This window comes from Agrobacterium larrymoorei, assembly GCF_030819275.1.
Lineage (GTDB): Bacteria > Pseudomonadota > Alphaproteobacteria > Rhizobiales > Rhizobiaceae > Agrobacterium > Agrobacterium larrymoorei_B.
Genome location: NZ_JAUTBL010000002.1, coordinates 1,906,201 through 1,919,485, shown reverse-complemented (window position 1 = coordinate 1,919,485; position 13,285 = coordinate 1,906,201). Strand labels below are relative to the sequence as shown.

12 protein-coding genes are annotated in these 13,285 nt (G+C 58.9%); 5 read left to right on the top strand and 7 right to left on the bottom strand.

What is annotated here, in order from left to right:
• Positions 1 to 106: 106 nt before the first annotated feature.
• The 7 genes from QE408_RS17935 to QE408_RS17905 all read right to left on the bottom strand — a co-directional run bounded on the left by QE408_RS17935 (position 107) and on the right by QE408_RS17905 (position 7,963).
• On the bottom strand, positions 107 to 1,333 hold the full coding sequence (locus QE408_RS17935; RefSeq protein ID WP_306933500.1) for a lytic murein transglycosylase: 1,227 nt from the start codon (positions 1,331 to 1,333) through the stop codon (positions 107 to 109).
• A gap of 237 nt (positions 1,334 to 1,570) precedes the next feature.
• Positions 1,571 to 2,362 carry a glycoside hydrolase family 25 protein gene (locus QE408_RS17930; protein WP_306933498.1) on the bottom strand — a complete coding sequence of 264 codons (792 nt, stop codon included), beginning with the start codon at positions 2,360 to 2,362 and terminating at the stop codon, positions 1,571 to 1,573.
• A 155-nt stretch (positions 2,363 to 2,517) separates the two neighbouring features.
• Positions 2,518 to 3,195 (bottom strand): class I SAM-dependent methyltransferase, encoded by a 678-nt coding sequence (locus QE408_RS17925; protein ID WP_306933496.1) that lies wholly within the window; start codon positions 3,193 to 3,195, stop codon positions 2,518 to 2,520.
• Positions 3,192 to 4,442: a DUF3419 family protein gene (locus QE408_RS17920; RefSeq protein ID WP_306933495.1), complete on the bottom strand. Its 1,251-nt coding sequence runs from the start codon at positions 4,440 to 4,442 to the stop codon at positions 3,192 to 3,194. The genes QE408_RS17925 and QE408_RS17920 overlap by 4 nt, the downstream gene beginning before the upstream one ends.
• A 206-nt stretch (positions 4,443 to 4,648) precedes the next feature.
• A complete protein-coding gene (locus tag QE408_RS17915) occupies positions 4,649 to 5,755 on the bottom strand; it encodes a lytic transglycosylase domain-containing protein (protein ID WP_306933493.1) in 1,107 nt (368 codons plus the stop codon).
• A gap of 121 nt (positions 5,756 to 5,876) precedes the next feature.
• On the bottom strand, positions 5,877 to 6,512 hold the full coding sequence (locus QE408_RS17910) for a LysE family translocator (RefSeq protein ID WP_306933491.1): 636 nt from the start codon (positions 6,510 to 6,512) through the stop codon (positions 5,877 to 5,879).
• Positions 6,513 to 6,751: 239 nt separating this feature from the next.
• On the bottom strand, positions 6,752 to 7,963 hold the full coding sequence (locus QE408_RS17905) for a pyrophosphate--fructose-6-phosphate 1-phosphotransferase (protein ID WP_306933489.1): 1,212 nt from the start codon (positions 7,961 to 7,963) through the stop codon (positions 6,752 to 6,754).
• A gap of 307 nt (positions 7,964 to 8,270) precedes the next feature.
• Between QE408_RS17905 and QE408_RS17900 the strand changes: the two genes are divergently transcribed.
• From QE408_RS17900 to QE408_RS17880, 5 genes are all read left to right on the top strand, one after another.
• Positions 8,271 to 9,011 carry a J domain-containing protein gene (locus tag QE408_RS17900; RefSeq protein ID WP_306934852.1) on the top strand — a complete coding sequence of 247 codons (741 nt, stop codon included), beginning with the start codon at positions 8,271 to 8,273 and terminating at the stop codon, positions 9,009 to 9,011.
• Positions 9,008 to 9,775, top strand: a complete 768-nt coding sequence (locus tag QE408_RS17895; protein ID WP_306933487.1) for an N-acetylmuramoyl-L-alanine amidase — start codon at positions 9,008 to 9,010, stop codon at positions 9,773 to 9,775. The genes QE408_RS17900 and QE408_RS17895 overlap by 4 nt, the downstream gene beginning before the upstream one ends.
• A 247-nt stretch (positions 9,776 to 10,022) precedes the next feature.
• A complete protein-coding gene (locus QE408_RS17890) occupies positions 10,023 to 10,559 on the top strand; it encodes a lytic transglycosylase domain-containing protein (RefSeq protein ID WP_306933485.1) in 537 nt (178 codons plus the stop codon).
• Between the two features lie 181 nt (positions 10,560 to 10,740).
• A complete protein-coding gene (locus QE408_RS17885; protein ID WP_306933482.1) occupies positions 10,741 to 11,928 on the top strand; it encodes an FAD-dependent oxidoreductase in 1,188 nt (395 codons plus the stop codon).
• Between the two features lie 96 nt (positions 11,929 to 12,024).
• Positions 12,025 to 13,218: an NAD(P)/FAD-dependent oxidoreductase gene (locus QE408_RS17880; protein ID WP_306933480.1), complete on the top strand. Its 1,194-nt coding sequence runs from the start codon at positions 12,025 to 12,027 to the stop codon at positions 13,216 to 13,218.
• Positions 13,219 to 13,285 lie beyond the last annotated feature (67 nt).

Below are 13,285 nucleotides of genomic sequence, written 5' to 3'. Positions count from 1 at the left end.
AAACAACTTATATTACAGGGTGAAGATTTCGTTATTCCGGTCGTAAAAAAGTAAATGGCCGGGGTTTTCCCCAGCCATTCTCACCAGATCCGATCGTCTCAGATCATCAAAGCTTGTCGAGGAGCTCGCGGGTCGGCCAGCCATCGGCTGGAAGGCCCAGACGCTGCTGTTCGCGCTGAACGGCGATGCGCGTACCGGAGCCGAGAATGCCGTCGATCTTGCCGACATCATGCGTCTTGGCATCGAGCTTCGTCTGCAGTTCCTTCATCTCGGCATCATTGAGGCCGGGGTCGGGGTTGCCCTTGTTATAGACCGGAGCGCCCATCAGTCGCGTCGCGAAATAGGCGGCGGAAGTCGTGTAGATGAAGGACTGGTTCCACTCGAGATAGATGTTGAAGTTCGGGTAGGTGAGGAAGGTCGGTCCCTTGCGGCCCTGCGGCATGATGAGCGCTGCCTGGAGATTGGCAAACTTCTTGTCGCCATCGCGCGGGGTGACACCGAGATTGAACCAGTCACCAGCGGTCATGGTGCCGCCGAGGCCGGATTTCTCCCATGGCAGGTTTTCAGGCACCGCAACTTCCTGGATCCAGGGCTCGCCTTTCTTGAAGCCGAGATGCTGGATGAACTTCGCAGCCGTCAGAATCGCGTCCGGTGCGCTACCCTTGACGTTGACGTGGCCATCGCCATCACCATCGACGCCGAAAGCGATGATGTCCTTCGGCAGCATCTGCACCTGGCCGATTTCGCCGGCCCATGCGCCGGTGTTTGTCGCAGGATCAAGGTCGCCATGCTGGACCATTTCGGTGAGTGCGATCAGCTGTGGACGGAAGAGCTCCGGACGGCGGCAATCATGCGACAGCGTGACCAGCGCATTGCGGGTGTTGAAATCGCCCTGTACGGCGCCGAAATCGGTTTCCATGGCCCAGAAAGCGGCGATGACGCCAGCGGGCACACCGAACTCGTCTTCGGCGCGTTTGAAGGTTGAGGAATATTCCTGAAGCTTCTTGCGGCCCATATCCAGACGGCCCTGGCTGACGGTGCGCTGCGAGAATTCGAGGAAGGTCTGGCGGAAGACGCCCTGGGCGCGATCGCGAGACAGAACCTTCTGGTCGATCTGGGCACCGGCGAGCGCCTTATCGACAGCCTCTGCCGATACACCCTTGGCAACAGCTTCATCCTTTACGCCCTTGAGGAAGGTCGAAAGATCGCCACCGCAGGGAACCTGCTTCGGATCATCGGGAGAGACGGTTGGGGTAACGGCCAGTGCGGATCCGCAGGACAAGGCAAAGAGAGTGGCAGCAAGAACCAGGCTGCGTTGCGAGAAGCTGAACATCAGAATTCCTCAAATGTGCGATTGGCCCACTGGTTTCCTTCCCTTTGTGGCGGAAGCATGGGCAGGATCGTGAAAGATAATCGCCGAGGTTTTGTTTCCTCACCTTTGCGATTATTTCGTCGCACATCTGCCTGTCTTGGCTCAAAAAGCAAGTCCAAAGCAGGTCGCGCAGAAGTGGTATACGTTTTTGTGACAACTGCGCCTGCTACCTAAGACGACCTGGCGTTTTCGCTGTCGTCAACTGCGGGCGTTGGAGGCAGACGCGACCCATGTGCGCCAGTTCTTCTCGCTTCCAGAGAAGACATTGATATCGGTGGGTGTGCTGATGCCGGGGATGATGCCGGTGCCGGTATATTGCCAGAAGGCCCATTGGCGCTGCGGATAAATTTCCGATGGATGAGCCGCGACCGAGCGAACCCAGAAGTGATAGTTCTTGAACTGGCCGACCAGATTGTCCCGGTGGAAATCCACGCTGGTATAGATGATCGGGCGCATGCCGTAATAGTTTTCGATGCGGGTGAGGAAGCGCTGGATTTCGGAGCGGACCACATCGGGCGATGGGCGCGTCTTGCACGTCGGGGAGGCGGGGTTCCACTCCACATCGAGAACCGGCGGCAGCTTCATCGATTCCTTCGGAACGTTGCGGATGAACCAGTCGGCCTGCGCATCGGCTGGCGCGCAGAAGTAATAGAAGTGGTAAGGCGCGTGCGGCACGCCGGCGGCGGCCGCGCCGCGCCAGTATTCATCGAAACGGGAATCGAGGCGATCGGTGCCTTCGGTGGCCTTGATGAAGGCGAAGGATATGCCGGACTTGCGCACGGTCGCCCACTCGATCTCGCCATTCCACTTGGAAACGTCGATGCCGTGGACTTCGTGCCTGTGTGGTGAATCGCGGCCGAAATCGTGCGGATCGTTATCCTTGAACTTCGGTCGTGCGACCGAGGCGGTCTCCAGGAAATCGTAACTGGTCGAGGTGCAGCCACTGAGGACCAGCAAGGTGCCAAGAAGAGCCGGAATGAGCCGCCGCATGATGTTCCCAGTTGAATGAGTTGCCGCCGATTGCGCGCGCCTGCTCTTTGGCCGACGCGGCATATCGTTAATCCGCATTTACCATAACAGGGTAAACAAGCGGTTATGACAAGAGGAAGGAGGAGAATTCATTCCCAGGCGGCGGGATGGCTCTCTCAACTCTTCGGCATGGTCAGCACTGCGCGCCAGGCGTAACCGCGGGCGATCGGTTCAAATTCCAGCGATGCATTATGGCTTCCGGCAAGCGTCTCCAAAACGTAGCGCAGGTTTGCGCGTGGCGTGACGTGGAACTTCGTCAGCCACGCCTGTAGCAGGCTGCGGAACCAGACGGGCAGGTGTTCCTGCTGGCCGAAATCGACGATGTGCAGCGATCCGCCGGGTGCCAGCGACAGGAGGGCGCGTTCCACTGCCTTTTCCCATTCGGGAATCATCGAGATCGCATAGGAGATCATGATGCGATCGAACCCCTCGCTGCGTCCAAACTCGCTGAGCCTGAAGGTGGTGGCGTCGGAAACGCGCAGCGTTGGACGTGCCTTCTTGCCCGCAAAGTTCTCCGCTGCCGTGGTCAGCATCTCGGCGGAGATATCGAGACCGTAGAGCTTGGCGAGCGGAAAATGACGGGCTGCGAGCAGAAGATTGCGGCCTGTGCCGCAACCGACTTCGAGAAGGCTACCGCCATGGGGAATATCCAGACGTTCGATCGTGCGGTCACGACCGAGCAGATAGTATTTGCGGGTGATGTCATAGATGTGCCGCTGATGACGGTACATTCTGTCCATCAGGGTGGCATGCTGGGCGTTTGCAAGGCCCACACTGTCTCCGATGCTCTTCATGCCGATGCCCTCTGATAGATGTGGAAGCCGCCATAGATGGCGGAGCGATCCTTTGCGTTGAGTTGCAGCGAGCGGTTCTCGAGATAGGACCACTGGGCGCGAATGTCGGGCGAGATCCGGCCCTCGATCACACTCTTTTCTGCGGCCGTGCGGAAGATCACGCGGGCATCGGGTGCCGCAGTGCGGCTGATCTGCGCCCACAACTCATTGATCTGCACGTCGCTCATCCAGTCCTGCGCGTCGAGCAGCACATAGCGATCCACCGACGAGGCGGGCTTGGAGGCCAGAAGTTCGGTGAAGGTGGCATGATGGACGGTGACGCGATCGGCATTCTTTCGGATGGCGTCGTAATATTCGGGCTTCAAATAATCCGGTAGCGTGCCTTCGCCGGGCTCGGGATAACGGCGGGCAAAAGCCTGCCAGGCAAAGTAGTTGTCTTTCAGGGAGAAGTCGCAGGCGAGCTTTTCCAGGCGCCTGCGCAAAACGGGCGCGATGGTGTTGCCGTCCGAGAGGCTGGCGAGTTCGTCATATTGGCGCGGCGGGATGCCGAGGCCGAAGAGCGAACTCTTGCGCTTGGTCAGCCAGCGGATCATCGGCTTGTCGAAGAGAGGTGCCACCTTTTCATCGAAGAACTGGCGCTGCTCTTCTATCGAATGCGTCTTGGCGATGTCCTGAAGCTTGACGCCGTGCAAGCGCGCCAGGAGGTGTCCGGCGCCGATGAAGCGGCCAAGCAGTCCGGTACGGTAGATGTTGCGATCGAAAACGGAGATGCGACGGCGTCCTGCAATCGTGCGCTTCGACCAGTAGGCGCGTGTCTGCGCATCGAGGTTCGGGGCGATGAAGCGGTCATAGCCTTCGCTGTTGGAGCCGATATTGGCCTTGCCGAATTGGCGCACGACATCGCCATGGCTCGGCAGGTGGCGGAAGGCTGCGAGCTTCAGCCGGTTCAGCGCAATGTGGTGAGGGTTGAGATCGACCACATCGATGCTTTTCGGGCTTTGCGAGAGGTAGGCCAGCGCATTGCAGCCCCCTGAGCCGATAGTAACGATGCTGTGGCCTTCGCGAAGCTCCATGGCCTGCATGTCGACATCGGGGTCTTCCCAGATCTGTGGATAGACGAGGCCGGAAAACAGCATGCCGAACAGACGCTCCGACAGGCCGCTGGTCGAAAGCGCCTTGTGCTGGAGGAGCGCAGCTTTGAGCTTGGTGTTATTGCTGAAGCCGGTTTTGGGGGCAGCACTCGTCATATGATTCCACCTATCGTTCGGGTGACAGGCGTGTAGCGTCAGGACGCAACAGTTTAATGACGGGAGGAGCGGGAGGCAGTCGCTCCGTTAGCACGCGTTGATACAAACGTTGCCCGGAGCAGTGCCGCAGGCGCCAAAAGGCGTTCGACTGCCCTTTGTTCAAGGACAGGTCAGATCATAGAGAGTTGAGGGACTAGAACGCTCTGTTACTGGCGCAGGACGTGGAGCATGCCCTTGCGCTTGGCATCGTAGTAATAGCCGCGTGCATAAAGGCGAACGGCGCCATCGCGATCGTTTTCGGATACCTTCCAGGCGCCGCTCAGATATTTGACGGCGTAGCGCAGATTGGTTTCGGCATCGAACAGGCCGGAGGCAGGGCCATTGAAGCCCATGGAACGGGCCGTGGCATGCTTGATCTGCATCAGACCAAAGTGGCCGCGATTATAGGCGCCTGGATTATAGCGGCTTTCGCGCATGACGACGCGGTGCACCAGATCTTCCGGGACGCTATACATGGTCGCGTATTTGGAGATCAGGCCGCTGAGCTTCTCGCGCCCGACGGGCTGCGGCCCGGTGCTGAGACCTTCGCGGGTGCTGATCGCAGCCAATGCCGCATTTTGCGGAGCGGATGCATAGGCGAGGACGGTGCTATCAGGCTTGGGCAGCGGCACGATCGTCTGCACGCGCACCATGTCTTCCGTCAACTGCACTGGCGCTGCCGATGGCGTGCCGGGTGGTGGCGGGGCAGGAGGGAAGGAGCCCTTGACAGCCACGACCTGCGGCAGGGAAGCGGTGGCGGAGGTGTTTGCCGCGGCCTGTAGACCGGCTGCGTGATTGGTCGTCATCGCGGTTGCGGCGACAGGTGTTGCGCCGAGCGTCGCTGCCGTTGTGGCCGATGCCATTTGCGGAGCGCCTGTCGGCGATTGCATCTGCGCCGAAATCGCGGCTGCGGCTGCAATCTCTGCTGCCGGAGGAAGGGCGACACGACCGCCCTTGACGGCTGGAGTGGAGGGCATAGGGCTTGTCGCGGAATTGGATGCGACCTGAACCGGGGAGGCGACTGTCGTCGCATTCGTCTCTGCCGCTGCTACGGGGCCGGACTGCTGGACCTCGTTTGTCGCCTGCGTGCCGGGGGCCACTGGGCCTGCCGCTGTCGCCTGTGCCGCAACCGGTGCGGCCGCAATCTTGGGGGAATGAACGTCGGAATTTGCTGAATATTCGACGCTGGTGCATCCTGCCAAAGCCAGCGTCAAGCCCATGGTGGACGACAAAAGTGACGCCGATTTACGGCGCAAATTGCCAGAAAATATCATGCTGCCGCCTCTAATTTGCCTGCCCGTTGATGCCCCCGTATCAAACGAAGCACGCAGTCTCATGAGCGGATCATTAACTGATTGTAAGGATTCCGGCAAGACGGGAGGCGGCAGATGTATTTCAGGCGGCGATGCGGCGGTAGCCGGCGGAGACTGCCCGGCCGGTAATGAAGCGTGTTCCGCGGGTGTTTCTGACCTTTTTCGTCGCCGATGCGCGGCGCACCATAGCGATGGTCGAGCGTGCAAACGTGGCCTGTAACGTCAGGCATATAAGAGACATGACGAGGGTCGCAGCCTGCATCTGCGTCAACATGTCCACCACGTCACGCGAGCGGTTGATGAACAGCGACAGGAAAGCGATGAAGAAGGCGAAGTAGCGGAGGCGCAGTGCCGCCAGGACGAAGCAATCGACGAAAATGGCACCGAGTGTTCTGGCGCGCAGATTGTCGTTTTCCGCTTGGGATTCGCGGGCGGCAGGCGTTGCGATCGTCCAGAGACCGAAGAGCATCAGCCAGCCGATGCCGGCCCATTGAATGACGTCGAGAAAAGACGAAGGCACAAAGGGCGCGCCAGCCATCACGATAGCCGCCGCCGTAAATGTCGTCATGGCACCAAGCGTCGCGCCGCTCACCGAAGCGATCATGGTGCGCTTGCCGCGGACCGCTGCATAGTTTGCAACCTTGAAAGCAATGGGCGATGGCAGCGCAAAAAGAATGGCACAGGCTGCGCAGAACACCAGCCAGACTTGTGCGGACATGACGACCTCCTTGCCCTTCACATCTTTTTACCAAGCGATGAGGCGATAATAAAGCCTTCGTCACATGGAGTTTGGAACAATGCGGGCTTTCCCGCGCTGCGTTGTGCGAAAGCCACGCCTTCTTCCAGGGACGTTCAAAAGGAGAATAAAGCATTGGCCCGGGAACCAAACGGTTTTCCGGGCCAATGGATGCATCAGTTCGATCTTGTCTTCCTAATAATTTAGGAGGGCGTTGATCGTTACGCCGCTTTGAAGGGCTGGCCGATATGGTCCATCACCTCGGAGAACCAAGGTGCGGAAATATCGAAATGCTTGCCGCCCTTGATGCGCGGGAACTCGATGGTGCGCAGCTTGCCGCCCTGATCCTCATCATGGCCAGTCACGCCGGAGACCTTGTTGAGGGCGCTTTCGACTGCCAGATCCACCATGCTGTGGATCAAGCGTAGATCCTCTCCGTTGGCCGGGGCCGAGCGGGCATAGTAGCCGGACTTCTGTACCATGGTGCGCTCGGCGCCGATCAGGCTCGCGAACTGTTTCTGGAACCAGCCACCGACATTGATCGTGTCGATCTTCACATGGCCGAAGGCATCGCGTTTGACCGCTTCGCCGGCCGCTTCACGCTCCGCCACGATCGAATCGAGGCCTGCACCTTCGGAAACGAAGAGGGTGACGAAGCCATTCTTCTCCATGATTTTCTTCAGGCGGGCCGCTTCCGCCTGGATGTCGAAGGCCATTTCAGGCAGGTAAAGACCGTCGATGCGCTTCAACTCTTCGCCCATCAGCAAGCCTTCGACATAGTCGTTGCTCTTGACCTTCTGGATATAGGCGCGTGCGGTGGCGGCCGTCAGCCAGCCGCAGTGGCGGCCCATGACTTCGTGAATGACGAAGGTCTTGGGCGCGGCACTCTGTTCGTTGCTGACATTGTCAAAGAAGTTTGCGCCGACTTCCGCCGCCGTCCAGGCGCCAAGCGACTGCTTGATCGGGACCACGTCATTATCGACCGTCTTGGGAAGGCCGACGACGGTGAGGTCGTAACCATTGGCTCCGAGATAGGCGGCAAGGTCGGCAGCGGTGGTATTGGTGTCGTCGCCGCCGATCGTGTGAAGAATGGTGACGCCGTCCTTGGCCAGACGATCTGCAGCCACTTGCAAGGGGTTTTCGCCTTCCTTCACCAATCCACGCTTGGCGCAATCGGCGGCATTGGTGAGCTTCACGCGGCTGTTGCCGATCGGGGAGCCGCCATAGCGATGCAGCAGAGGAGCCTTTTCACGCATCTCTTTGGTAATTGCGACGCTGTCGCCAAGGAGCACGCCCTGATAGCCGGAGCGATAGGCCACGATGTCGATTTCGGGAGCGATGTCGGTGTAACGTTCGATCAATCCGCCCACGGCAGACGAGAGGCAGGGCGCCAGTCCGCCTGCGGTCAACATTGCGACTTTTTGTTTGGCCATGGGGCTCTCCTTTGTCGGTTCTCAATGCGTGTCGGGGCAAATGGATGCGACAGGCCGTTTTGCATGTAAAGTGAATTTCTCAAGAAAAACGGGTATTTCGCGGTATTCTCGAAGATCGGTGAACTGCGTGGCGAATATAATCGTTTCAATGCCGGGAAGTGTCAGTGACCGCGGAACCGACCTGTGGAAAAGCTGTTACGTCTGCGTCAAATGATCAGCGTAGAGCGAAGCTAAGATGACGAAAACTTAATGATCAGCGACCTTATGCGTCTTGCATTCACACCATGGAGCCGTCATGCTTAGAGACATGATGTTCGATTTCGCCTGTTTGCAAATTTCATCCCTCTGGGAGCGGCTGCTCGGCGCGATCGGCGAAGCGGCAGGAAACGTCCTGGGTCGCGTGATCGAAGCGGTCCGCACCGTCTTCGAAGGCGATCCGGAGACTCGCCGCAAGGTGTCCTTCTCCGTCGCGATCATTGCTCTTTCCGCAAAGATGGCAAAGGCCGACGGTGTCGTGAACGATGCCGAGGTACGCGCCTTTCGCCAGATATTCGATTTTCCCGAAGAAGAAGCCAAGAACGTTGCACGGCTTTATAACCTCGCGCGGCAGGACGTCGCCGGTTACGAAGCCTATGCCGAGCGCCTTGCAGGACTCTGCGGCACGGGGCGTGAAAACTGCGAGATGCTGGAGAGCGTCGTGGACGGCCTGTTCCACATCGCCAAGGCCGATGGCCTGATCCATGAACGTGAGATGGCCTTCCTTGGCCGGATCGCGGAAATCTTCCGGATTACCGAGGATCATTTCGAAACGATCATGGCGCGCCATGTCCATATGGAAGGGCGCGATCCCTACCGCGTGCTCGGCGTTTCTCCGTCCGACGACTTCTCCGATATCCGCAAGCGCTACCGTCTGCTGGTGGCCGAGCATCATCCCGACAAGCTCATTGCCCGTGGCGTTCCTATGGAATTGCATGCGGCTGCGAATGAGCGTATGGCGGCACTCAATGCCGCCTATGCGGCCATCGAGAGAGAACGCCGCGTCGCATGAGTGACTTTCTGCCGGATTATGCCGGTGCCAGCGTCCAGCCCTCGCCAAATCATGGCGAGCGGGTGGGGATGAGCGCACCCGATTCCATCATTCTTCACTACACCGGCATGGAAAGCGCAGAGCGTGCGCTCTCCTGGCTCTGCGATCCGGCAAGCCAGGTTTCCAGCCATTATCTTGTTTTCGAAGATGGACGCGTCATTCAGATGGTGCCGGAAAGCCGTCGCGCCTGGCATGCGGGCAAGAGCTTCTGGGCGGGCGAGATCGATCTGAACTCACGCTCGATCGGCATCGAGATCGCCAATGGCGGCCATCCTGCCGGACTGCCGGCTTTCCCCGAAGTCCAGATCGAAGCGGTCGTTGAATTGTGTCGCGACTGCGGCGCGCGCTGGTCGATTGCGCCGGAAAGAGTGCTGGCGCACTCCGATGTTGCGCCTATTCGCAAGGTCGATCCGGGCGAGAAGTTCCCATGGGACATCCTGTCGCAGAAGGGCATTGGCCATTGGGTCCAGCCCGCTCCGATCGGCGGTGGACGTTTCTTCCATCGCGGCGATAGTGGCCAGCCGGTGGAGGCCCTGCAATCGATGCTGTCGCTCTATGGCTACGGCGTTGAAATTTCGGGCAGTTATTGTGAGAAGACGGAAGGTGCTGTCGCCGCCTTCCAGCGACATTTCCGGCCTGCGCTGGTTGACGGCATCGCCGATTTTTCCACCATCGATACGCTGCACCGGCTCATTTCGGCACTGCCGAAATTCAGAAGCGCGTAGGCGCGATTTCCGATGAAACTGGCGTGATCGAAGCCGGTCCACCATCCCTTCTTAAGATGCTGCCACAGTAAATCCTTATTGGCCGACTTTAAACGCCGCATCGAAATGCGGCTGGATGGGTCTTTCCATAGAAGCCGACAATATCAATGACGAAGACTTTCCAAAGGATTGTTCCCGTGACTTTCCTGATGTGCGCCTTTGCGTGTCCATGACTGGATGTCTTCGTGCCTGGAGACTATTTCTACTGATGAGAAGAGTGATTTTTGCTGTCTCGGTCTGTATCTCGATGCTGGCCGCGCAGACCGGAATTGTCGTCGCCAAGGATGACGTGAAGACCAGGACCGTGACGCTAGAAACCTATTTCCGCAAGCCCGGTTACCCCATCCCTGAGCGAACCCTTCCTGCCACGCTGAAGAATGATTACTCCGATCTCATCGTCAAATATGCCAAGCGTTACGGCGTGCCGACGAACCTGGCGCATGCGGTCGTTGCGGTCGAAAGCCGTTTCAATCCCAAGGCCCGAGGAAGTGCTGGCGAAGTCGGGCTCATGCAGATCAAGCCAGCCACCGCACGGATGATGGGCTATCGTGGCACGGTCAAGGCGCTCTACGATCCGGAAACCAACATTCGCTGGGGTATGCAATATCTCGCTACCGCGCATCAACTGGGTGGCGGCGAAGTGTGCAGCACCATTTTGCGCTACAATGCCGGCCATGCCGCAACTCGCATGAACCCGGTGTCGAAGGCCTATTGCGGCAAGGTGCAGGCGTTGCTCCAAGGGTGATGGTATTGAGGCTACAGCATCGGCCCGAAAATCGGAATCGATTTTCGGAAAGCACGATGCGTAGATCAAAGAAGATAGAGCGTCCTTTGTGCGTCCAATAGGACGCACGGCGCTCTATGCGGGCTTCTTTCCACTTCGCGTGTTTGCTAGTGAAGGCTCAGCATGCACAAAGAGGGTAGCCATGGTGGACTTCAAATACATCGTGATCGGCGCTGGAATGATGGGAGCCGCGGCGGCGCGCCATCTTTCCTTGCGGACAGATGGCGTCGCGCTGATCGGTCCTGCCGAACCGACAGACCGCAAGAACCATTACGGCGTCTTCTCCAGCCACTATGACGAGGCGCGGATCACGCGCGGTTTTGACGGCGACCCAGTATGGGCAGAGCTCGCGAAGCGCTCGATCGCACGCTATGGCGAGATCGAGCAGAAGAGCGGCATCCGTTTTTATCACGAAGTGGGCTGCCTCTTCACCGGTAATGGTAAGGGGTTGGGCGGTGACTATGTCTCGGGAGCGATGCGTCGAAAGGACACTCTTGGTCTGACGGTCGAGACCTACGAGCCGGATGCGCTTTCCTCTCGCTTCCCGATGTTTTCCCTGCCGGGCGATCATCGTGGCTGGTTCGAGCCGCGTAGTGCCGGTTATGTCAACCCGCGCGCCTTGGTGAAGGCGCAAGTGACGATTGCCGAGCAGCAGGGTGCCTCGGTCTTTCGTCAGACGGCGGTGAAGGTCTCCGATAGCAGTTTGGGCGTCGAAGTGGAGACCTTGGACGGGCATCGATACACGGCGGAAAAGGTGATCGTCGCAGCGGGCGGCTTCACCAACATGGCTGATCTTCTGCCTCTCAAAGTGGACATGGCGGCAACGGGTCGCACCATCGCCTTCTTCGAGTTGGACGAAGAAAAGCAGGAAGCGTTTGCCGGCATGCCCTCCACCATCGTCCTTGCGGAAAGCGAAGACGACATCGTCTATGTCCTGTCCCCCGTTCGTTATCCGGATGGCAAGGTCTATTTGAAGATTGGCGGGGAGAGCGAGAAGGGCAGGCTGGAAACGCTCGATCAGGCAGTCCAATGGTTCCATTCAGACGGAACGGCGAGTGAGGTGGATTTCCTTGTCCGTCGCGCGATCGAGTTGATGCCCGCCCTTGCCGGGTGCCCCGTGACGTCCGGCTCCTGCGTCGCCTCCATCACCCGCACCGGCTATCCCTATATCGGTTACACATCGTCTTCCAACATTGCGGCGCTGACCGGCGGTAATTTCGTTTCGGCGAAATCTTCCGATGAGATTGGCCGGCTTGGGGCGGTGCTTCTGCTTGAGGGGCAGTTGAGTGAGGACGATTTTGCTGCGCAGATGGCGCCGGTGTTTGTTTGACGATCGCCTTCATCAAAACCTGAAATCCCTCTGGCCGTGATTCAAGAAGGCGCTACAAGTCTCTGAAGCAGAATCTGAAATTTTATGAGAGCGGTTATGGCAGCGCAGTTCAAATATATCGTCGTTGGTGCGGGCATGATGGGGGCAGCAGCGGCTCGGCATCTGTCTCTACAGTCGGACGGCGTTGCGCTGATCGGGCCGCTTGAGCCTTCGGATATCCGACATCATCAGGGCGTGTTTGCCAGCCACTACGACGCGGCGCGGATCACGCGGACCATCGACGACGATGCGGACTGGGCGCTGCTCGCCAATCGCTCGATTGCGCGCTACCAGGAGATCGAGCGTGAGAGTGGGATCAATTTCTACCATGAAGTCGGCTGCCTGATTGTCGGCAAGGCGCGGGGGACAGGTGTTCCCTATATCGAGAATGTCTGTGCTGCGGCCGAATCGCTCGGGGTGGAAACCGACGTTCTCGGTGATGCCGAGTTGGTCCAGCGCTTCCCCTATTTTTCTTTCGAAAGCGGTTGCGAAGGCGTCTTCGAGCGGCGCAATGCCGGTCACATCAATCCGCGCGAGCTGGTGCGGGCGCAAATACTTTCAGCACAAAAGCGCGGGGTGACGCGCTATGAGGACGTTGTCGTTTCGGTGCGGGATGAGGCGGGTGTGGCGCTCGTCACCACTGCTTCCGGCAAAAGTTATACGGCGGAAAAGGTGCTCGTGGCTGCGGGTGGATTTTCAACGATGGAAGGGCTGTTACCGCAGCCGCTTGCGATGGAGGTCTATGGCCGCACGGTTGCCTTCTTTGAGGTCGACGACGCCGATCTTCCAAACTTTTCCGAGATGCCCTCGCTGATCTATGAGCCGAGTGATCCGGCCAAGCATATCTATCTTCTGCCACCGGTCATCTATCCCGATGGCAAGGCCTATCTGAAGATTGGCGGTGAACCGGAAGATATTCTGCTTGGCACGGATGCGGAGATCCGTGCCTGGTTCCGGGCGGGCGGAAAGCCTGAGGTGCGGGACAATCTCGCGGCCGTCGTCGAGACGCTTGTTCCCGGCATCGATGTAGCAAGATTGTCGATGGCGGCCTGTGTCACATCCTATACGCCGAGCGGCTACCCGGCGATCGGCTATTGTGGGTCGGAGCGGATTGCGGTTCTGACCGGCGGCTGCGGTGCCGCGGCAAAGAGTTCGGACGAGATCGGGCGGTTGGGGGCAGCACTTCTGACGCAAGGCCATCTCAAGGACGAAGGTTACGAGACCGATTTCGCACCGGTCTTTGGCCGATAGGCTCAGCCACCTCCTTCAAATGCTGTCCAGCTTCTGCCGATTTTCCGTTGGCTTTTCATCTTGAACC

Coding starts and splice junctions, on each gene's coding strand:
- QE408_RS17935 (WP_306933500.1), bottom strand. CDS start 1,333: ATGTTCAGCTTCTCGCAACGCAGCCTGGTTCTTGCTGCCACTCTCTTT.
- QE408_RS17930 (WP_306933498.1), bottom strand. CDS start 2,362: ATGCGGCGGCTCATTCCGGCTCTTCTTGGCACCTTGCTGGTCCTCAGT.
- QE408_RS17925 (WP_306933496.1), bottom strand. CDS start 3,195: ATGAAGAGCATCGGAGACAGTGTGGGCCTTGCAAACGCCCAGCATGCC.
- QE408_RS17920 (WP_306933495.1), bottom strand. CDS start 4,442: ATGACGAGTGCTGCCCCCAAAACCGGCTTCAGCAATAACACCAAGCTC.
- QE408_RS17915 (WP_306933493.1), bottom strand. CDS start 5,755: ATGATATTTTCTGGCAATTTGCGCCGTAAATCGGCGTCACTTTTGTCG.
- QE408_RS17910 (WP_306933491.1), bottom strand. CDS start 6,512: ATGTCCGCACAAGTCTGGCTGGTGTTCTGCGCAGCCTGTGCCATTCTT.
- QE408_RS17905 (WP_306933489.1), bottom strand. CDS start 7,963: ATGGCCAAACAAAAAGTCGCAATGTTGACCGCAGGCGGACTGGCGCCC.
- QE408_RS17900 (WP_306934852.1), top strand. CDS start 8,271: ATGATGTTCGATTTCGCCTGTTTGCAAATTTCATCCCTCTGGGAGCGG.
- QE408_RS17895 (WP_306933487.1), top strand. CDS start 9,008: ATGAGTGACTTTCTGCCGGATTATGCCGGTGCCAGCGTCCAGCCCTCG.
- QE408_RS17890 (WP_306933485.1), top strand. CDS start 10,023: ATGAGAAGAGTGATTTTTGCTGTCTCGGTCTGTATCTCGATGCTGGCC.
- QE408_RS17885 (WP_306933482.1), top strand. CDS start 10,741: ATGGTGGACTTCAAATACATCGTGATCGGCGCTGGAATGATGGGAGCC.
- QE408_RS17880 (WP_306933480.1), top strand. CDS start 12,025: ATGGCAGCGCAGTTCAAATATATCGTCGTTGGTGCGGGCATGATGGGG.